The organism is Pseudoalteromonas sp. HF66 (genome assembly GCF_011806445.1).
Taxonomy (GTDB): domain Bacteria; phylum Pseudomonadota; class Gammaproteobacteria; order Enterobacterales; family Alteromonadaceae; genus Pseudoalteromonas; species Pseudoalteromonas apostichopi.
This window is the reverse complement of the sequence record NZ_JAATOU010000009.1, coordinates 110,218-131,226: the sequence shown is the minus strand read 5'-3', so window position 1 is coordinate 131,226 and position 21,009 is coordinate 110,218. Positions and strand designations below refer to the sequence as shown.

17 protein-coding genes are annotated in these 21,009 nt (G+C 41.5%); 10 read left to right on the top strand and 7 right to left on the bottom strand.

The window, feature by feature from the left end:
* Positions 1–58: 58 nt before the first annotated feature.
* Genes HCZ11_RS11085 through HCZ11_RS11075 form a run of 3 tightly spaced genes read left to right on the top strand, consistent with a single transcriptional unit; the run spans position 59 to position 2,534 of the window.
* Complete coding sequence (locus tag HCZ11_RS11085) at positions 59–877, top strand: protein-glutamate O-methyltransferase CheR (protein ID WP_167658428.1); 819 nt, start codon at positions 59–61, stop codon at positions 875–877.
* Entirely contained in the window at positions 874–1,491 is a 618-nt protein-coding gene (cheD, locus tag HCZ11_RS11080) for a chemoreceptor glutamine deamidase CheD (protein ID WP_130050330.1), read from the top strand. The genes HCZ11_RS11085 and cheD overlap by 4 nt, the downstream gene beginning before the upstream one ends.
* Positions 1,492–1,499: 8 nt before the next feature.
* Positions 1,500–2,534, top strand: coding sequence for a chemotaxis response regulator protein-glutamate methylesterase (locus tag HCZ11_RS11075; RefSeq protein WP_167658427.1), 1,035 nt, complete (start codon positions 1,500–1,502; stop codon positions 2,532–2,534).
* Here HCZ11_RS11075 and HCZ11_RS11070 read toward each other — a convergent pair.
* Complete coding sequence (locus HCZ11_RS11070) at positions 2,521–3,552, bottom strand: polysaccharide deacetylase family protein (protein ID WP_233786765.1); 1,032 nt, start codon at positions 3,550–3,552, stop codon at positions 2,521–2,523. The genes HCZ11_RS11075 and HCZ11_RS11070 overlap by 14 nt on opposite strands.
* Between HCZ11_RS11070 and dinF the strand changes: the two genes are divergently transcribed.
* The gene (gene dinF, locus HCZ11_RS11065; RefSeq protein WP_130050332.1) at positions 3,529–4,863 is read left to right on the top strand and encodes an MATE family efflux transporter DinF; all 1,335 of its coding nucleotides are present in this window, start codon (positions 3,529–3,531) and stop codon (positions 4,861–4,863) included. The genes HCZ11_RS11070 and dinF overlap by 24 nt on opposite strands.
* Before the next feature lies 1 nt (position 4,864).
* On the opposite strand, the gene HCZ11_RS11060 is transcribed toward dinF, so the two are convergent.
* On the bottom strand, positions 4,865–5,134 hold the full coding sequence (locus HCZ11_RS11060) for a hypothetical protein (protein WP_167658426.1): 270 nt from the start codon (positions 5,132–5,134) through the stop codon (positions 4,865–4,867).
* A 14-nt stretch (positions 5,135–5,148) separates the two neighbouring features.
* Positions 5,149–5,724, bottom strand: coding sequence for a Fe-S biogenesis protein NfuA (gene nfuA, locus HCZ11_RS11055; protein ID WP_054554437.1), 576 nt, complete (start codon positions 5,722–5,724; stop codon positions 5,149–5,151).
* Between the two features lie 144 nt (positions 5,725–5,868).
* Here nfuA and HCZ11_RS11050 point away from each other — a divergent pair, with 144 nt between their 5' ends.
* Entirely contained in the window at positions 5,869–8,421 is a 2,553-nt protein-coding gene (locus HCZ11_RS11050; RefSeq protein ID WP_167658425.1) for a M14 metallopeptidase family protein, read from the top strand.
* A 12-nt stretch (positions 8,422–8,433) separates the two neighbouring features.
* Here HCZ11_RS11050 and HCZ11_RS11045 read toward each other — a convergent pair whose 3' ends face one another.
* A complete protein-coding gene (locus HCZ11_RS11045) occupies positions 8,434–9,144 on the bottom strand; it encodes a ComF family protein (RefSeq protein ID WP_130050335.1) in 711 nt (236 codons plus the stop codon).
* A gap of 58 nt (positions 9,145–9,202) precedes the next feature.
* On the opposite strand from HCZ11_RS11045, the gene bioH reads away from it, so the two are divergent.
* The 5 genes from bioH to HCZ11_RS11020 all read left to right on the top strand — a co-directional run bounded on the left by bioH (position 9,203) and on the right by HCZ11_RS11020 (position 17,457).
* Positions 9,203–9,940, top strand: a complete 738-nt coding sequence (gene bioH, locus HCZ11_RS11040; protein WP_130050336.1) for a pimeloyl-ACP methyl ester esterase BioH — start codon at positions 9,203–9,205, stop codon at positions 9,938–9,940.
* 101 nt (positions 9,941–10,041) lie between these two features.
* A complete protein-coding gene (locus tag HCZ11_RS11035) occupies positions 10,042–10,350 on the top strand; it encodes a hypothetical protein (RefSeq protein WP_130050337.1) in 309 nt (102 codons plus the stop codon).
* A gap of 5 nt (positions 10,351–10,355) precedes the next feature.
* The gene (locus tag HCZ11_RS11030; RefSeq protein WP_167658424.1) at positions 10,356–11,222 is read left to right on the top strand and encodes a putative metalloprotease CJM1_0395 family protein; all 867 of its coding nucleotides are present in this window, start codon (positions 10,356–10,358) and stop codon (positions 11,220–11,222) included.
* A 194-nt stretch (positions 11,223–11,416) separates the two neighbouring features.
* Complete coding sequence (locus tag HCZ11_RS11025) at positions 11,417–12,148, top strand: outer membrane beta-barrel protein (protein WP_167658423.1); 732 nt, start codon at positions 11,417–11,419, stop codon at positions 12,146–12,148.
* A 278-nt stretch (positions 12,149–12,426) separates the two neighbouring features.
* Positions 12,427–17,457 carry a S8 family serine peptidase gene (locus HCZ11_RS11020; RefSeq protein WP_167658422.1) on the top strand — a complete coding sequence of 1,677 codons (5,031 nt, stop codon included), beginning with the start codon at positions 12,427–12,429 and terminating at the stop codon, positions 17,455–17,457.
* 144 nt (positions 17,458–17,601) lie between these two features.
* Here HCZ11_RS11020 and HCZ11_RS11015 read toward each other — a convergent pair whose 3' ends face one another.
* The 3 genes from HCZ11_RS11015 to HCZ11_RS11005 form a co-directional block, all read right to left on the bottom strand.
* On the bottom strand, positions 17,602–19,917 hold the full coding sequence (locus HCZ11_RS11015) for a Tex family protein (RefSeq protein ID WP_167658421.1): 2,316 nt from the start codon (positions 19,915–19,917) through the stop codon (positions 17,602–17,604).
* Positions 19,918–20,053: 136 nt separating this feature from the next.
* The gene (locus HCZ11_RS11010) at positions 20,054–20,635 is read right to left on the bottom strand and encodes a hypothetical protein (protein ID WP_130050340.1); all 582 of its coding nucleotides are present in this window, start codon (positions 20,633–20,635) and stop codon (positions 20,054–20,056) included.
* A gap of 45 nt (positions 20,636–20,680) precedes the next feature.
* Positions 20,681–20,989, bottom strand: a complete 309-nt coding sequence (locus HCZ11_RS11005) for a hypothetical protein (RefSeq protein WP_167658420.1) — start codon at positions 20,987–20,989, stop codon at positions 20,681–20,683.
* Positions 20,990–21,009 lie beyond the last annotated feature (20 nt).

Genomic DNA, 21,009 nt, shown 5'->3' with positions numbered 1-21,009 from the left:
CCCAACAAAATTCTAACTAGTTAATTGCATCTAATGTTACAGCTGCAGGGTCAAACACATGAAAGAGTTTTTATTAACGGATAGTGATTTTAAAGCTATTTCGTCACAAGTGTACGATGCTTGCGGCATTGTCTTAGCGGAGCATAAACGCGAGATGGTTTACTCGCGTTTAGCAAGACGTATTCGCCAACATAAGCTTAAGAACTTTAAAGAATACTTAGATTTTCTCGAAGAGCACAAAGAGCAAGAGTTCAGTGAGTTTATTAATGCAATAACGACTAACCTGACTTCTTTCTTTCGTGAACCCCATCATTTTAATTATCTAAAAAATACCATAGTACCAAAACTACTGGTAAGTAATGCTAAGCAAAAACGTGTAAGGGTGTGGTCTGCAGGCTGCTCAACCGGCGAAGAGCCTTACACTATTGCTATGACCTTAAGCAGTTTATTTCCATCTGACTGGGATGTGAAAATCCTAGCCACTGACTTAGATTCAAATGTGCTCGCTAAAGCGCAGGCTGGTACGTACACAGCAGCGAATGTGAATGGTTTAGACAAAAGCCAACTTAAACGCTGGTTTTTAAAAAGCCATGATGAACAGTTATATAAAGTAAAACCCGAACTACAAAAAAATATTTTTTTTAAACGTCTAAACTTATTACAGAGCTGGCCTATGAAAGGGCCGTTTGATGTTATTTTTTGTCGCAATGTTGTTATTTATTTTGATAAGCCGACCAAAGATACCCTATTTAAACGTTATTATGATTTGTTGACCGATTCCGGTCACTTATTCTTAGGGCATTCCGAAACACTGGGTAAGGACCACAAAGAGTTTAAGAATTTAGGCCAAACGATCTATCAAAAAGGTGGTCTATGAGTAGTCATTTTAAACCTGTATTGCCTGGTTTTGAACACGTTAAGCGGTTTTGGGATGGTAAGCGCCACAAAGTCGTTGCTAAGGTATTGCCTGGCGAGTTTTATGTTTCAAAATCAGATGAACTGATCACAACCGTGCTAGGTTCTTGTATTGCAGCCTGTATTTACGATGAAGGTTTAGGCATTGGTGGCATGAACCATTTTATGCTACCAGCAGAAAAAGGCGTTGATCCTAGCAACGCACACAGCCTTAACTGCCGCTATGGCAACTGGGCTATGGAATACTTGATCAATGAAATCCTAAAAAATGGTGCTTCTAGACGCAATCTCAAAGTTAAACTATTTGGTGGTGGAAAAATTATTCGTTCAATGACAGATATTGGTGTTGGCAATATTCGTTTTGCAAATGCCTATGTACTTGAAGAAGGTTTAGATTTAGTATCCCATGATGTTGGCGGGCCTTGGCCACGTAAGGTGATGTTTGATCCACAAACAGGCAAGGCACAGGTTAAAAAGATGCGTGAATTGCACTCTGATCAACTCGAGAAACGTGAAATTAAATACTTACACGATATTGAGCAACAAGATGCAGAAACGGATATTGAATTATTTTAGGAGAGCATATGATCAAAGTACTCATAGTTGATGATTCTGCTTTGATCCGTGGTTTACTCAAGGAAGTACTCGAGCAAGCGCAAGACATTCAAGTCGTTGGTGCGGCAGAAGACCCTTATCAAGCCCGAGATTTAATTAAGCGCCTTAATCCAGATGTCTTAACCCTTGATATCGAGATGCCAAAAATGGATGGATTAAGCTTTTTAAAAAACTTGATGCGTCTTCGTCCTATGCCGGTTGTTATGATTTCAACGCTTACTCAAAAAGGCTCCCCAATCACTTTGGAAGCCCTCGAAATTGGTGCAGTTGATTTTATTGCCAAGCCAACTATTAATGTCACTGAAAATTTGCAACGTTATGCGCATTTACTACATCAAAAAGTGCGAACAGCAGCTGGTGCTAGAGTGCGTGCCTTTAAAGAGTCAAAAGTTGAAGACGATAGCTCTTTAGCAACACTTGAGTTTAAAGCTAATAGCGTGCTTGCAATAGGTGCTTCAACAGGTGGCACAGAAGCGATTAAAGAAGTGCTAGTACGCATGCCAGAAAACTGCCCACCTATTGTTATAACACAGCATATTCCTCCTGTATTTAGTACTTCATTTGCGATGCGCATGGATAGAACCTGTAAAATCAACGTTAAAGAAGCTGAACATGGTGATAAGCTACAAACTGGCTGGGCATATATTGCACCAGGCGATCAGCATTTGAGTGTTGTAAAAAAAGCAGGCGGCTTGTTTTGTCAGCTTGACTCGAGTGAGTTGGTTAATCGACATCGTCCCTCTGTTGATGTGCTATTTAACTCTTTGGAGGTAGCCTGTCCGAAAGCGACAGTGGCTGCGTTACTAACCGGTATGGGCAGTGATGGCGCAAGAGGTTTATTGGCCCTAAATCAAGCAGGGGCTTACACAATAGCTCAGGATGAATTATCGTCTGTGGTATGGGGGATGCCAAAAGCCGCAGTGGAGCTCAATGCGGCTAATGAAGTAGTTCGTCTTGATAAGGTAACGGCACAAATGCTAAAACAAGCTGTTAAGGTAAAATAACCCAAGGTTGTGAGAACCAGTAGTAGTTTCCTTTTTTCGCGATAGATGGGGCCGTACAGTTAAAGCGAGAGCGGCCTTTTTTCAGTTTTTCAGGTGAGGTGATCTTCACCGTATCTTTACTAAGCCACGTTAAATCGGCTTGACCAATACCAGAGACATAACAAGCAAACTGACTTTTATGAAAGTCTTGCATATCAAATTGCATACTTAAACTTGGCGGGTTTTCATGCGTTACGCTATCTGAGTAGGTGAGCTGTTTGATAGTGAATGCTTGCGAGTCTAGTTTAGTGGCAAGCGTATCAAGTTTTGAATAAAAGCCCGACGCCGGAAAGCGTGGTAATCGGGTAAAGTCAGAATGGATACCTACAGCACCCGAATGTTGACCTATACCAACAAAGCCTAGAGATTTAACTAACTGTTGTAATGAATTGTTAAACTCGCCATAAGGGTAAGCAAGATATTTGTAATCATGACCAATTTCTTCTTTAATGCGTTGCTGAGCAGATAGAATATCTTTTTTAGTGCGAGCTAACCACGCCTCTTCACTCTCGCCTGGCTGTTTGCGATGTAAGTAATTATGGACTTGTGTGTGATTGCTGATTATGGCGCCTTTATTAGATAGCTCTTTTAACTGTTGCCATGTCATAACATAGCTTTTGCCTTCATCAATCAACTCGGGATTAACGAAAATAGTATATGGATAGCCAAATTTTTCTAAGATTGGTGCCGCTTCTTCATAGTTATTTTTATAGCCATCATCGAAGGTAATCGCGACGGTTTTATCTGTCAGAGGCTGGCCGGCTTGTAATGCGGTGATGAGTTCATCTAATGGAATAACTTTAAAGTTATTATCTTGCAAATATTGCATGTGTTCTGTGAATGTATCGCTGCTGACACTGGTTACCGCAGGAAGGGTTTCACTGACGTGGTGATACTGTAGAATGACAGCGCCATGGGCACGCAAAGATAAACCTAACAGGACTGCAAATACTAAATGAAACATTTTCTTAAACGTCATAAGGCACACCATAAAAGTTTACTGTTATTAGCCGGTCCGATGATTTTATCAAATATTACCGTGCCAATGTTAGGTTTAGTTGATACCGCTGTAATCGGTCACTTAGGAAGCGCTCACTATTTGGCTGGTATAGCACTCGGTTCAGCAGTTATCTCGTTATTATTTTGGCTAGCAGGTTTTTTACGGATGAGCACCACAGGGTTGGTTGCACAGGCCTATGGTAAAAGCGATCACACCTTACTCGCTGAGCTATTAAAGCGCAGCTTGTTACTAGCAACAGCGGTTGCGCTGTTATTAATAGCGCTGAGTATACCTATTCAATCCTTAATGGCATATTTATCAAATGCCAATGACGCTGTTTTAGAACAAGCAAATAGCTATTTTTCAATTCGTATTTTTAGTGCGCCTGCTGCTTTGTGTAATTTGGTTTTACTTGGTTGGATGTTAGGGGTGCATTATGGCCGCGGGCCATTTTATTTATTACTTATCACCAATATTACTAATATCGTGCTTGATATTTATTTTGTGGTGTTTCTTGATTGGGGTGTGGCTGGAGCTGCGTGGGCATCTTTAATTGCTGATTATACTGCCCTTGTTTTTGCACTTATGTTAGTTGCACAACTTGCCAAAAAGCAGGGTGTTAACCTTGCCGTGAAAGCATGGTTAAGTGTTGCTAAGTTACTTGATTTAGTGAATTTAAATCGTGATATATTTATTCGTTCACTGGCGCTACAACTGTGTTTTAGCTTTATGACTTTTTATGGCGCACGTATCGGTGAAACAACTTTAGCGGCCAATGCTGTATTGCTGAACTTTTTAATGTTGGTGAGCTTTGCACTTGATGGTATTGCTTATGCAAGTGAAGCTAAGGTCGGAAAAGCTAAAGGAGAACAAAGCACTAAGCAGATTAAGCTATGGGTTAATTTGAGCCTGTTTTGGGGCGGGTTATTTGCCGTGTTTTATAGTCTTATATTTTTATTTTTTGGCAAGGCAATAATTCGTTTACTTACCGATGTGCCAGAGGTTATCAGCCTCGCGACTGTTTACCTTCCCTGGGTCATTATTTTACCTATTGCGGCGATGGGTTGCTTCTTATTTGATGGCGTATTTGTGGGTTTAACACGTGCCAAAGACATGCGAAATACAATGTTATTTAGTGCTTTGGTGGGCTTCTTTGGACTGTTTTGGCTGGTAAGTAGCTGGCAGAACCATGGTTTGTGGTTTGCTATGACGAGCTTTATGTTGATGCGAGGGTTAACTCTGTGGATTCGCTACCGTAAAATTATCAATAATCAGCAATTATTAGATTAAATCACTTCCATAGATCCGGGTCGTGATCTTTCGGTGAAGATCGTTCTAAGACTTGTGCAAAGCGGTTGGCAAAAATACCTAAGTAGCCCCAGGCTGCAAAGAATATCGCCACAGCTAAAATGATCAGACCAATTAATTGAAATAGTGCGGGCCCATAATAACCTATAGCAATAAAAATCACGGCCAGCACAAATAGTGCTAGGCCGCGAAGAAAGCGTTTTAAGCTTAACTTGGGGTCGCTACCTAAGCGAAATACCCATTTTTTAAGCATGCTTTAAATACCAGTTAGTAGTAAGAGTGTTCACCAGATTGGTGATCAGTAATGTCTCTTACACCATTGATTTCGTCAAACTTGGCGATCATTTCTTTTTCGATGCCTTCTTTAAGTGTGACATCAATCATTGAACAGCCGTTACAGCCACCGCCAAATTGTAGTACTGCGATTCCGTCAGCAGTAATTTCTACTAGGCTAACTTGACCGCCGTGATTAGCGAGCTGTGGATTAACTTCAGTTTCAAGCATGTGTTGAACACGCTCTTGCAGTGACGCATCATCGCTAAGTTTACGTGCTTTTGCATTTGGCGCTTTAAGTGTTAACTGAGTTCCCATTTTGTCAGTTACAAAATCGATTTCAGCTTCTTCTAAGAAAGGGGCGCTTTCTGCATCAACAACGGCATCAAAGCCATTGAATGGTAGACGAATATCAGTCGCTTCAACGGCGTCTTCTGGGCAGTAAGAAACACCACACTCAGCCTGCGAAGTACCTGGGTTTACTACAAACACGCGAATGTTCGTTTGTTCAGCTTGGTCTGCTAAAAGTTTAGCAAAATGAGATTGTGCAGATTCAGAAATAGAGATCATAAAACGGACTATACTTGACTAAATTACTCGGATACTGAGTATCATACTCCGCTCATCGTATTGTCGCCAGTGTTGAGCGTAAAAAGTTGCATCTATTTTATCGAATGGTAGCGTTAAAACATCAAATAATTACGGGTGCTATCTATGCGTTTTATAATAACAATATTAACCATGCTAGTGAGCGTCAGCGCATTAGCAAAACCTCTTTCTTATTACTTTGAAGAAGATGTGAAATTTGACCCAACTATTCCTACCCCAGAGCAGGTGCTAGGCTACGAAGTGGGTGAGTGGCATGTACGTCACGATCAGCTTGTGCAATATATGCAAATTCTTGCTGAAAAAAGTAATCGAATGAACTTCAAAGTAATCGGTCGCACACATGAACAGCGTCCGCTTGTGATGCTAACCATCACAGCACCAGAAAAGCTGGGTCAGGTAGAGCAAATCCGCAAGGCTCACTTAGCTCGCTTAAATGGTGGAACGAGTGACTCAAGCAAACAACCTGCGGTTGTATGGATGGGTTACAGTGTTCATGGGAATGAGTCATCAGGTAGTAATGCATCGCTACTCGTTGCTTACTACCTTGCCGCTGCACAAGGCCCAGAAATAGATGCCTTACTAAACAACACGGTTATTTTACTAGACCCATCATTGAACCCAGATGGTTTAGCACGTTTTGCAAATTGGGCGAATAGTAACCGTGGTATGAAGTTATCATCAGATCCACAAACTCGCGAGCACATTGAAAGTTGGCCGAGTAGCCGTACTAACCACTATTTATTTGACTTAAATCGTGACTGGTTGTTACTACAGCACCCTGAATCACGTGCACGCATTGCGCAGTTTCATCAATGGAAGCCCAATATCCTAACAGACTTCCATGAGATGGGCCCAAACAGCACATACTTTTTCCAGCCTGGGATCCCAACTCGTAAGCACCCAATCACTCCTGAAGAAAATGTCACGCTAACTAAAGCAATTGCAAACTATCATGCAAAGACACTTGATGAGCATAATGCTCTTTATTTCACTGAAGAAAGCTTCGATGACTTTTACTATGGTAAAGGCTCAACTTACCCAGATGTAAATGGCGGTGTAGGTATTTTATTTGAACAAGCGAGCTCACGTGGTCACTTACAAGAAACCATCAACGGCCCATTAAGCTTCCCGTTTACGATTAAAAATCAGTTATTAACGAGCCTATCGACGTTCCAAGCCGCGCTTGATAACCGTACAGACTTACTTGATTATCAAGCAAAATTTTACAACAAAGCTGTTGACCTTGCTGGTGATGAAGACTTTAAAGGGTATGTGGTGAAAGGCGGCGCTGATCAAAGTCGCATGAAGTACTTCCTTGATTTATTAAGACAACATCAAATCAATGCGTACATGTTAGAAGAGCCGCTAAAAGTGAACGGTCAAAGCTTTTCTGAGCAGAGCTATTATGTGCCTTTAGCACAGCCGCAATTTCGTTTAATTAAAGCGATTTTTAGTGAGCAACAGCGTTTTGTCGATAATACATTTTATGATGTATCTGGCTGGACACTTGCTCATGCCTTTAATTTAGAATTTGCAAAGGTAAGCAGTAATTGGGGCTTAAAGGTTGCCAAAATGCCTTGGCAGCAAAGTGTTAAATCAAGCTTTGCCGCTTTACCACAAAGCTATGCTTATGCATTCAAATGGGATGATTACCTAGCGCCAAAAATGCTTAATAGCTTACTCGAACAAGGTGTGAAAGCACGGGTGGCATTAAGCCCACTTACAGCAAAAACGCCTTCAGGTGAAATAGCTTTTGAGCCAGGTAGTATTCTTGTTCCTGCAGGTCTGCAAACTGATAGCAACTGGGTTAGCTATTTAAACCAAGCGCAGAATGAGTTTGGCATTGAAATAACACCAATTAGCTCGGGCTTAACGGTTAAAGGTGCTGATTTAGGTTCTCGTGCAATGGCGGTTGTGAAAGCGCCTAAAGTATTACTAGTGGGAGGTCAGGGAACCAGCCAGTATGAACTTGGTGAAGTATGGTATTACTTAGATCGTTTCGTTGGCACAGCGCCAAGCATTATCGAAATGGAGCGCTTAAATCGCATCGACCTTGAAAACTACAGTCATATTATTCTAGCGCACGGAAATTTCAATCGTCTTGATGATGCGACTAAAGTGGCTATTAAATCGTGGGTTCGTAAAGGCGGTGTTATTTGGGGACATAAAGGCGGTGCTAAATTCTTAGCTGATCAGCAACTACTAAAGGCTAATTACTTATCTCGTCGTGATGTAGCCAGTGCATTTGATACAACAGGGCTTACCTATGCCGATAAAGATGACTTAGCTGGTCGTCAGCGTATTGCGGGTGCTATTTTTAATACTTCAGTGGATTTATCTCACCCACTTACGTATTCGCTGAATCGCAATACATTACCTGTGTTTAAGAATAGTACTTGGCTACTTGAGAAATCAGACGCACCTTTTGTGAACGTGCTTACTTACACAGATAAACCGCTTTTAGCTGGCTTTACTGATGACGTAAACGTAGAACAAGTAGCTGGTGCGGCAGGCTTAATTGCGCACTCTTATGGTAAAGGGAGTGTGATAGGCATGACCGATAACCCAGTGTTCCGTGGTTATTGGTATGGTACCAGCCGATTACTGAGCAATGCATTATTCTTTGGTAATGCCTTTCATGCCTCAGGTGATAAATAATCACAATTAATCTTAGCGCAGGTTGTCTAATCCAGTTAAGCAAGTGAGCATAGCCCACACTTGCTTAGCCCCTGCATTTTTTATGGCTTCTGTCGCAGCATTTATGGTTGCGCCAGAGGTCATCACATCATCAATAATTGCCACGGTTTTTCCTGTTAAATCTTGCTGACAAACAAACGCATTTTGTAGATTTTTAACTCTTTTCGTTTTACTTAACTGTGATTGCGCTTTGGTTGCTTTTTGCTTGTAAAGAGCTGAGCTAACAGTACATTGCTGCTTTTTTAAAACAGGCAGCCAAGTTTGGCTTACCTGATTAAAACCGCGTGCTAAAAAGCGCTGATTATGCAGTGGTAGCACAATAAAAAGATCGGGCCAATTTATATTAACCTGACGAGCTAATTGCAGCTGCCTCTCTATTACTTGTTGTAGTGCCACACGAAAATACTGCTGATCGTTAAATTTCAATTGCTTGAGCCAAAGTTTCAAAGGCGCTTGATACCAAGCACAGGCAATTAAATAATCAAAATTACTATCAGGAAATGCATCACATATATCAGGTCTGTGTAACAGGTTTGGGTGGCGTGTAAGATCGAACAAATTGAGGTCATTTAAACAATACTGACACAAGGCTTGATTAGCCTGTATGTGACTTTGGCAGCTAATACAAAAGTTAGGGAACAGTGCGTCTAGCCCTAGTTTTAAGGTATGAGAGAAGTGAGACATTGCATTCATTCCTTTAAACGCTATTATGAGCGCTAAGTGTGGTTGGGAAATACAAAATATGCAAAATGATATGGTGCTATTACATGGCTGGGGAATGAACCAGGGGGTTTGGCAAGTGATCAAGCCTGAGCTTGAGTTTTTCCATGATGGTGAAGTCCGTTGCTTTGACTTACCTGGATTTGGTAATGCGCAGTCAATTCCAACACCTTACTCTTTGCATGATGCAGCTCAGCAATTAAGCGCCCAGCTCAATAATAACTCTATTCTTGTTGGCTGGTCTTTAGGTGGTCTTTTTGCTTTGTATATTGCTGCACATTGGCCAGACAAGGTAGCAAAGGTTGTGTTGGTTTCTTCAACGCCATTTTTTGCGCAAACCGACGAATGGCCGGGTATCAAGCCTGAAGTATTAAACGCCTTTAAAGATCAGCTGGTTAGCCACAGAGAAAAAACGATAGAACGGTTTTTGGCGATACAAGCGATGGGCAGTGAATCAGCTCGGGACGATATTAAGCAGCTAAAAGCACTTTTAAACCAGTATCCAGCGCCACAAGAGCAGGCTTTAAGTGCTGGCTTAGACATTTTACAGCAGGATGATTTGCGTGAGCTATTCGCTAACCTTAGCGTACCTGTGCGTGGTATTTTCGGCCGTTTAGATTCATTAGTACCTTATCGTGCGATTGAAAAAATGCATGCTTTACAGCCTCAGTTTGAATATGAGGTTTTAGATAAAGCCTCACATGCGCCATTTATTTCTCATAAAGCAGCATTTATATCAGCACTGAAATCAATGTGTTAAGCAAAACTCGCTGAGAGGCCAGAAAAATAGCGGGATTTAGCTTTATTTTGCTCGTTTTATGAGCGATACTTAACAAGTAGATCTCACTGTTGGAGGGTGTTATGCCAATCAGTTCTGTTTTTAATAATGCGGTAGAAGGTTATAACCGTGCTAGTCAAGGTATCGAAAAGGCGAGCGCAGAGATTAGCCGTGCCTCAATTGATCAGCAAGATGATGCCCAATTAGCTCAACAACGGCAATTACAAGCGGCGAGTCCAAATGAAGCTGTTACTCCGCCAGCTTCACAACCTGCCCCAATCGATGAGTCGCTTGTCAATTTGAAAGTTGAAGAGTTTAATGCAAAAGCCAATATCAACACGATTCAAACTGCTGATGAAGTGCTCGGTACACTAATAGATATTAAAGTTTAGTACTTATGAATATCGTCACTCCGTTTCCTTCGATTAATATCAACACGGCGAATGTGCACACTGAAAGTGCTCGCCGTGATAATCAGTTACGTGAAGTGATCCCACCTCCTGCTGCTACCAAGCCGAGTAACGCGGAAAACAAAACCCTTAATGATGGCGACAAAACCAAGCAGCCTGGTTCTGAGGCCGGTACTTATGATGCTAAAGGGCGTCTTGCTGAAGACAAAGTAATTGAAGAGCGTCAGCAAGGTCGCGAACAAGGCGAGTCTGAGCAAACAGAGCAAGAACAACAGGAAGCTAAACAAGAACAACAAAAAGAGCAAAAGGTTGCAGAGCAAGAACAGCAAGATGCTGAACAAATTAAAGAGTTAAAAGCACGAGATACCGAGGTGCGTATTCATGAGCAAGCGCATGCGACAGTTGGTGGTCAATATGCAGGCTCGCCAAGCTATGAGTATCAACGCGGCCCCGACGGTACAAACTATGCCGTAGGCGGCGAAGTGCAAATTGATGTTGCTGAAATAAAAGGCGACCCAAAAGCCACAATCGAAAAAATGCAGACAGTGCGTGCAGCAGCGCTTGCACCACAAGAACCTTCAAGTGCTGATCGTTCTATCGCGGCCGATGCCACACAAAAACTTATGGCAGCACAAGCTGAGCTTGCCAGTCAATCAGCAGATAGCGATGCTGATTCAGGCAAATCGACCTTCAAAATAAACAGTGAGTATGCCGAAGATAGCGCAACTCAAAGCAGTGAAACTAAAACAGCAAAGCGTGATGTAGAAGTAGACGAGCGTGCCGCACGTATTGCTAACTTTTATCAAGCAGCTACCTCGCCCACCAATCAAAATCAGTTTTCTGCTTTTATTTAACTAATGTCAATTCACTTCATCATTTTGAGGTGTTAATCCAACTACGTCTTATTACCTCAAAACAGCTCACTTAATTAAGGAGTTGGTATAACAATTTCTTACATTTAGCCTACAAAAATGAATGCTGTTTCTGTTGTGGGTCCGATATCGCTTTGGTACATTGTCCCCGATTTTTAATTAGGATGATTTAACAAATGAAATACACTCTTCTTGCTTGTGCGTTGTCACTTTCTTCTACAGCAGTAATGGCAGAAAACACCTCCCCCTTAAGTTATGACTATGTTGAAGCAGGATATAAAAAGACAGAAATTGATGACTTAGATGAGCTATCTCTTAAAGGGGTTGGCTTTAATATTAGTAAGCAGTTTGCTGAGAATTGGTATGTTACAGGTCATTATTCAATTTTAAATGACGATGTGACAGCAACGAATGAATTCAATGGCTCAGGTGTTTACGATAGCAATGATAATTATTTAGGTAATACTGTCATAGCTTATACGCTCGATTATGATGTTGATATGACGCGTTACGAAATTGGTTTAGGCTATATTTATTCGCTATCAGATCGCACCAAAGTTGATTTTTCAGCAAAGATTGGCCAGTTAAAGATAGAAACTGACCTTAATGTTAAAGAAGTTGTCTCATACCAAGATCAAGTTTTTAATAGCTTTTCAGAGAACCACTCTAATTCAGAAACTGCAGATATTTTGTCTGCTAATGCACAAATTAGACACTTATTAACTGAGTCATTTGAGGTCAATGCTGGCGTTGGCTACGAGCGTTTACATAATGAAGAGAGCGAAAATAATGCAGTATTTCATGTAGGTGCAAACTATGCCTTCACATCAGCTTGGCTTGTCAGCGCAAGCTATCGTGATGCAAATGATTACTCAGACATTGCATTGTCGGTTCGTTATAATTTCTAATTTTTTAGCAGCTAGAGTGTCTTTCTCTAGCTGTTTTCCCTACTCATTTTTGTTTCTGTAATAGTATTTATACAAAATGCTACATTTTGTATAAATATCCCGCAAAGCGTTTGTTATTAACACTCTCATGTTTATTTGTTGTTAACCTTGTATCATAACTGTGTACAGTTTGGTTTGACCATGCAGACCCCTCTCTGTATATGTTTGCCTGCTAAATAATTTAGTGTGTCAGCTCAAGTAACTTATGAGCTGTTTAGAATTAAATCAGTGGGAATCATATGCAACCTTGCAATAAGAAAATCACACACTTGAAGAAAAGCTCAGTAGCCGTACTAACAGCCTTGTATGTCGGCGCTACAGGTTATGCTGCGGCAGAGCCAGGCTTTAATAAAGTGTCAGATAAAGGCTTTTATCAGCCAACATTTACAGCTGAAGATATCGCGAATTATCAACAAGAAAAACAAATCGAAGATCATCCAAGCTTACTAAAGGGGAGTGTTCAGCGTTTAAATCAGCATTACCAAAGTCAGCAGCCAGAACATGTTTTTCAACCTCAAGATGGGGTAACAGGTATTCAAACATACATTGTACAAATGCATGATGAACCTGTGGCAAGTTATCAAGGTGATATTAAAGGTTTCAGCGCTACAGCTATTACTGAGTCACGTTCTTTAATGGTAAAAGAGCGCATTGATACAGCTTCGCAAAATGTACGTGCGTATCAAGGATTCTTGAAACAACGTCAATCAGCAGTATTAAGTAAAGCGCGTGCAATTGGAGCAAATATTGCGATTAAAAAGCAATTTACCCTTGCAAATAACGCGGTTGTAGTTGAAATGACACAGGCTGATGCCGAGATACTTGCAACGCAATCGGGCGTTAAGCGTATTACTCCTAACCGTATTTTTGAATTACGTACAGACCGTGGCCCAGAGTTTATTGGCGCAGACCAATTATGGCAGGGTACAACACCAGCTTCATCGGTAGGTGTTAAAGGTGAAGGTATGGTAGTGGGTATAATTGATACTGGTATCAATACAGACCACCCTGCATTTGCAAGCGACGAAGAATATAGTAAGAAAAACCCATTAGGTGCAGGTAATTTTGTTGGCGACTGTGAGGAAGAACCTGATCTGTGTAATGACAAGCTAATTGGTGTTCGCTCATATCCAGAAGTCACAGCAATGAATGCGGATTATCAATTTGCTCGTGCTGATCGTCGTCCTGAAAATGGTGAAGACTACAATGGCCACGGATCTCACACAGCAAGTACCACGGCGGGTAATTACATTGAAAATACGCCTCTGCAAGCTGCAACAGGTGAAAAAGTAAGTGATGGTGAAAACTTACCATTCACGTTTGAAAGTACCAGTGGTGTGGCTCCTCGTGCACACATAATCTCATACCAAGTATGTTATGCAGGCCGTTCTGGCGATCCTTACTCAGGTTGTCCTGAGTCAGCTATTTTATCTGCATTTGAAGATGCGATTGAAGATGGTGTAGATGCAATTAACTTCTCAATTGGTGGTAGTGAAAGCTTCCCGTGGGAAGACCCAATGGAAATGGCTTTCTTAAGCGCACGTGAAGCGGGCATTTCAGTGGCAGCGGCAGCGGGTAACTCAGGTCCTTATTATATTTCAGCGGACCACACATCACCTTGGGTAACTACTGTGGGTGCATCAACTCATGACCGCGTGATGGATTTAGGTGTTAAAACTATTAATAACTTCCAAGGTGCTCGCACTCCTTATGCTGGCGAGTACACTGGTAAAAGCTTCTCTGGAGGTATTACAGGTGAAGTTGTGCTTGCGGAAAAGTACGATGACCCTAACGTAAATGATAATTACAATGCAGCAAGTTGTAATGCACCTTTCCCTACAGGAACATTTACTGCTGATCAAATTGTCGTTTGTTTACGTGGTGACATTGCTCGTGTAGACAAAGCGAAGAATGTTGCAGCTGGTGGAGCTGGAGGCTTCATCTTATTAAACACGAGCTCGGCTGAGAGCATTGTTGCTGATAATTATGTGATCCCGGGCATTCACTTACCATCTAGCGCCCGTTTCACAATTCGTAATTGGGTCAATGCCAACCCTGATGGCGCTGCGATTGCAACGATTGGCGAACCAGAAAATAACTATGCATTTGATGAGGAAGCGGGTAATCAACTTGCAGTCTTTAGTTCTATGGGGCCAAGTTATTACATCAATAACCTAGTTCCAGACGTGACAGCTCCAGGTGTTGATATTTATGCAGCGAATGCTGATGACCAACCATTTACAGCTTACCCAAGTGCATCAGATTGGACATTCATGAGTGGCACTTCAATGGCTACGCCACATGTTACTGGTGCAATGACGTTATTGATGCAAATGCACCCTGACTGGACGCCTGCAGAAATTCAGTCAGCACTAATGATGACGGCTAATAAAGTACGCATTTCTAATGGTGTTACTCTAGTTGACCCATACTATAACTTTATGGCTGGTGGTGGTGCGATTGATGTAGCACAAGCTGCCAATGCTGGTCTTATTATGGATGAGACTATCGAGAACTACCATAATGCGAACCCTCGTAATGGTGGTTTAGTAGAATGGCTTAACCTTCCTTCATTAGTTAATCAAGACTGTGAATTAGAATGTTCATGGATGCGTACCGTTAAGGCAACAAAAGATGGTACTTGGGATGCAACGGCTTATGGCTGGGCTGTTGAAGGTGAAGAAGAAAGTTTTGGTGTAGAAGTTAGTGTAACACCAAGTAATTTCACACTTAAAGCAGGTGAAACACAAGATGTGATGGTCACCATGAAGTTGCCAAATATCATCGAGTCTAAGCTTGATCCTGTTGAAGAGGGTGCACCTTGGGACAATATCTTAAATAAAGATGCTTGGTTCAACGGTAAAGTGTTATTCAAGAACATTGATGGCGACTTACCTGACGCTCACTTCACTCTGGTTGCGAAAAACGTCATTGATGAGTTACCAACCATGGTTGATATCGATATGGCACGCGCAAGTGCATCAGAATCAATCGTTGTTAATACCGATAGCTACAGTGAATTTACGCCGACTTATTATGGCCTTGTAAAACCAACAGAAGTTACTGCGAACCTTTTGGGCGTTGCACCTTATGTAACTAAAGATCGTGTTGAGAAAGCGTGGGATATTCAAGCATTTGAAGTACCAGAAGGTACAAAGCGCTTAATGGTTAAAGTGGCTTCTACTGAACAAACTACAGATCTTGCAGATATTGTTGAACCACGTTGGCAGATTAAAAAAGCACATTTAATTGTGGGTTATGATGCTAATGAAAGCGGCTCATTCATGGTTTCTGATGAAGAGATTGCGGAAGATTCCTCAGCATTAATCAAAGCACTCAATGAAGAGATGATTTGTTATTCTTCAAGCAGCGTTGAAGATAACTACTGTAATATTATCGATCCTAAGCCTGGTAAATACTGGTTTGCGACCGCTGCACTTGCGGGTTTACGTGATGTAGGCTACCAAACAGTGACGCACTACGCCATTGTTAAAGAGCAAAATACCGGTGAGTTCAGTGTTTCAGCGCCTCAGCAACACAGTGGTAATGGTAACTATGAAATTGCCGTAAATTGGGATTTACCAGATGCGCAGCCGAATGATGTTTATTATGGTGGCTTTGCATTAGGCAATGCCGAGGGTGCTGAAGGCACGCTTGGTTTCACATCGGTTAATTTAAAGCGTGATGCAGAAGCACTTACCTTAAATGTCGACCAAAACACAGCTCGCGCTATGGATCTAGTTAACGTTAATGTAAAACTTAAAGCTAACTATGAATCTAAAGCGCGTGACTATTCACTGTCATTAACGATTCCTGATGGTATGCAAGTTTGGCCTGAAACGTTAACTTCAAACAATGAAGCAGTTGAAGCTTCGTTAATTGTAGAAGGTAACACGTTAACTATTCAAGGTACTCAAGACGCAACACGCAACGTACAACGTGATTATGTGGTAACTAACAATATCACGAATGAGATGTGTAAAACGCCAATGATTGATGAATTTTCAACAGGGGGATACATCGATTTATGGGGTGATTTCCGCATTCAACCGGAAGCTGCTTGGTATGAAGGTGGCTCTAACGTTTATTTTGATGTTCCAATCGATTGGTTATTCTATAAAGAAGGCGCTAAGTTTGAAGTTTACAATCAAGTAAATAATAACGAAGTGCGTTTACATCCAACAGGTGCAATGCAATTCACACCTATCTGGTGGATGATGAGTGCGCATCGTGGTCCTGGTTTCTTAGTTGAAGCATTGGCACCTTTCTGGCGTGGTTCATTTGAAATCGAAAACCTTCGCCATCCAACTGATCCAACAGGTTTAACGATTGCTACGCAATATAAAGAAGAGCGTCCTGACTTAGGTGATCTCGTATTCATGGAATTCGATAATGTGACTGATAAAAATACCGGTGACACGTTCGACTATGAAGTGATTTTACGTAGTGGTATTGATGACCACGAAGGGATGTTCGAAGCTATATTTGCCTACGATAATCTAGGCGCAGGTGTTGACGAAGGGACCATCTTTATTGAAGGTGGCGACAGTGTTTATTCTACAACTGCTGGCTTTAAAGACGGTGCATTAAGCAATGTGGTTGGTTATGACGACCTTGGTAAGATCTTACAAGATGACTTAGTGATCTGTTTTGATTATGTTGGTCCAGAGCAAAGTGAAGTTGAGTTTAACTTTACTGCAACGGTTATGCCTGATGCAAAAGGTACTATGCAAGATATCACTCTTGATTACCAACTAGGTAACCAAGATGGTGGTTCATTAATGCATTCTATCGGTGTACAAAGTAACCTGAAAATGAGTGATATTGCTGATATGACGGTAGCCGAAAATGACCGTATCGATGGTATTGATGTGATGGTTGTTGACGCAGATCAGTCGCCAAATGAGCTTGTGGTAACGGGTGAGAATGTAACGGCTGAAGTTGACGGAATGTCGTTTAACTTAATCCCAGATGCACATTTCCATGGTGAAACTGTTGTAACAGTTACAGTACAAGACAAAGCAAATCCAGCTGACAAAGTAAGCAAAGAGTTCTTACTTATGGTTGAATCTGATGGTGTAGAGCTTGGTTGTACTGATGCAGCAGCGACTAACTATGATGCAACAGCGAATGAAGATGATGGTAGCTGTGAATATGCTTCACAAGTAACACCAGAAACTGAAGCGGAAACAAAGAGCTCTTCAAGCGGCTCAATGGGTCACTTCATTGTGTTACTACTGCCATTACTTGCACTTCGTCGTCGTAAGTAATAGTGATAAAGGCTCAGTTTATAGAGCCTTTAATATCAACGAGCTTAATTCAGTGAGTTGGTATAAAAATAAAAACCGCGTAAGTTTAAACTCACGCGGTTTTTTATTATCGATTGATACCAGTTTGATTAATCTATTTGGGGATTACTTTTTCACTTTTGCATTGGCAAATGCATCTGCAAACGCATTGCCCATCGCAACATTACCAAATTCGCGTTTTTGCTTTGGTGCGCTTTTCGCTTTAGCTGCAGGCTTAGGTTTGCTCGCTGGTGCGGCTTTATTGCTGGTATCAACATCATCGTCTAAACGCATAGTAAAGCTAATACGTTTACGTGCAGCATCTACTTCAACTACTTTTACTTTTACAATATCACCAGCTTTAACCACTTCACGTGGGTCGGAAATAAACTTATTGGTAATAGCAGAAATATGCACTAAACCGTCTTGGTGTACGCCCACATCAACGAAGGCACCGAAGTTAGCAACGTTAGACACCACACCCTCTAAAATCATACCAGGTTTAAGGTCGTTAATGGTTTCAACACCGGCTTTAAATTCCGCTGTTTTAAACTCAGGGCGCGGGTCACGACCCGGTTTATCAAGTTCTTTGATAATGTCGGTAACGGTAGGTAAACCAAACTTTTCGTCTGTGTAATCGTTAGCAACGAGCTTGTTTAGGATGTCAGAGTTACCAATTAGGCTGTTTACATCTAAGCTGTTTTTCTCGCAGATACGCTTAACAACAGGGTAGGCTTCAGGGTGAACTGACGAGTTATCGAGAGGATCTGAACCTGTACTGATACGTAAGAAACCGGCAGCTTGTTCAAAGGCTTTTGGACCTAAGCGTTCAACTTTTTTCAGTTCAGAACGTTTACTAAATGAGCCATTCGCATCGCGGTAGCTAACAATATTTTGTGCTAACGTTTTGTTTAAGCCTGATACGCGAGTAAGTAATGGCACTGATGCCATGTTTAAGTCTACACCTACAGAGTTTACACAGTCTTCGACTACTGAAGTTAGCGTTTGCCCTAGTTGGCTTTGCGATACATCGTGTTGATACTGACCTACACCGATTGATTTAGGCTCAATTTTTACCAGCTCGGCAAGTGGGTCTTGTAAGCGGCGCGCAATAGACACCGCACCACGTAGTGAAACATCAAGGTTAGGGAACTCATTGGCTGCAAATTCAGACGCTGAATAAACAGATGCGCCTGCTTCACTGACCATTACTTTATTTAGTTTTAGTTCACTGTTTGCTTTAATCAGTTCTGCTACTAACTTGTCAGATTCACGTGAAGCCGTACCATTACCAATAGCAATTAGCTCAACTTTATGCTGGCGACATAATTGTTCTAAAGTACGAAGCGATTTATCCCAATGATTTTGTGGAGCGTGCGGGAAAATCGTTTGTGTTGTTAACAGCTTGCCAGTGCTGTCTACAACGGCAATTTTACAACCTGTGCGTAAACCAGGATCGAGACCTAACGTGGTGCGTGGGCCTGCAGGAGCGGCCATTAATAAGTCTTTTAAGTTCTTAGCAAAAACGTCAATTGCGCCGGTTTCTGCTTTTTCGCGCATTGCACCTAAAAATTCATTCTCTAGATGTAGGCTTAACTTAATTTTCCATGCCCATTGCACTACGCCCATTAGCCAACTGCTTGCAGCAGAGTTGCTAACATCTAAGCGGTAATGATCAGCAATCATTTGCGCGCATACTTGCGCTGGATTTTCTGCGCTTGGCTCAGGGTTGATACTCAGTTGTAATATGCCTTCATTACGAGCACGAAGCATAGCAAGTGCACGGTGTGATGGTACTTTCTTAAGCGGTTCTTGATGCTCAAAGTAGTCGCGGTACTTCACGCCTTCATTTTCATGGCCTGCGATTACAGCACTTTCAATTTGACCGTGTTGTGCAATATGACTACGAAATTTAGCAAGTAATTTGGCGTCTTCAGCAAAGCGCTCCATTAGAATAAATTTAGCGCCATCAAGCACTGCTTTTGTATCAGCAAAGCCTGCTTCAGCATTAATGTAACTACTAGCTTGTTCTTCTGGGTCAAGGCTTGAGTTATTAAATAGCGCATCGGCAAGCGGTTCAATGCCTGCTTCAATAGCTATTTGTCCTTTCGTTCTGCGTTTAGGTTTGAAAGGCAGATATAAGTCTTCGAGCTCAGTTTTACTGTCAGCGTTATTAATGTCATCACTTAGCTCGGCAGTTAGCTTACCTTGCTCTTCGATAGTGGCAAGGATAAAGCTGCGGCGTTCTTCTAATTCACGTAAATACGATAAACGCTGCTCAAGTAAACGTAATTGCGTGTCATCTAAGCCACCAGTTACTTCTTTACGATAACGGGCGATAAAAGGGACTGTGGCACCTTCATCAAGTAGTTTGATTGCAGCAACAACTTGTGATTGCTGGGCATTTAGCTCGGTCGCTAAGCGTGCAGAGATATTGCTCATGCATAAACCTTTTTTAAAAATAGAAAATCAGTAAAACTGAAGATTAATTGCCTGAATAATATCACAATAAGAAGGCCTTAAAAGCACTGCTTTTAAGGCCTGCAAAAATAGTCTTACACAACGCAGATTTTAATGCTTAGTGTGGGTGATCCACATGTTGTAATACTTCGCTAAAGCTATTAGCAATTGGGTTGATATTAACTGGGATATGTAGTTTTTTAGCAATTTCACGAGCTGAAATCAAACCACAAATTTCTTGTTTAGCACTGGTTACTAATAGGAACATCATACCTTGGTGCTCCATTGTTTGTAGAGCATCACCAATACATGCATAGCTGATGCTTTGCAGGCTTACCCCCGCTAAATTGCCAAGAGGAGTCATCACATCATGCAAGGTGATTTCGTCACGGTGTAAGTTCAAGCGCTGTGCAAGAATCATAATTTTTGAGCTTTGTAAGTCAGCGCTAGATGTAAGGCCAAGTAGTTTGTCCTCGCTATCTACAACTAAAATAAAATCTGAGCAACAGCTATTAGTTTGCTTTAACGCATCGACAATTGTGGTGCCGTAATGTGCACGTAAAGGGTCTTTTTTAGTAAAGCTATTAAGTACTTTTAAAGCTGGAGAAGTGAGATCTAGTGTTGGCTCAACTTCATTCACTGCATTAGATAATGCGCCATTAGAGATATCTTGAAGACGTAATTCTTTGAAATTATTCATTTTGGTCACCATACATTTTAATAAAACTGAAATTGAAAATTTAAGTTAATTAAAAGCAGGCGGCCCTCGCTGGTGCGCGCTATAAACAGACACCTTATTAGAAGAGTGAACATACGAAGCCATACGTGCATCTGGCAGTGGTTGGGCTACATTAGCGACGAACGCAGAAGTATGTTTATCGAGGTCGGTATCTAAGTTGGCAGGCTCTGCACTATCGCACGCAATAAAGTGAGCGGTTGGCGTAACACTGTCTGAATGGCTTTCTATATCACTGGCGTAAGATATCAAACTCACACTTATTAATAGTGCGAATACAATGGCATTACTCATGATGCGTTGTATTGCGTTTGACATACTTACTACCTTCTAAAACT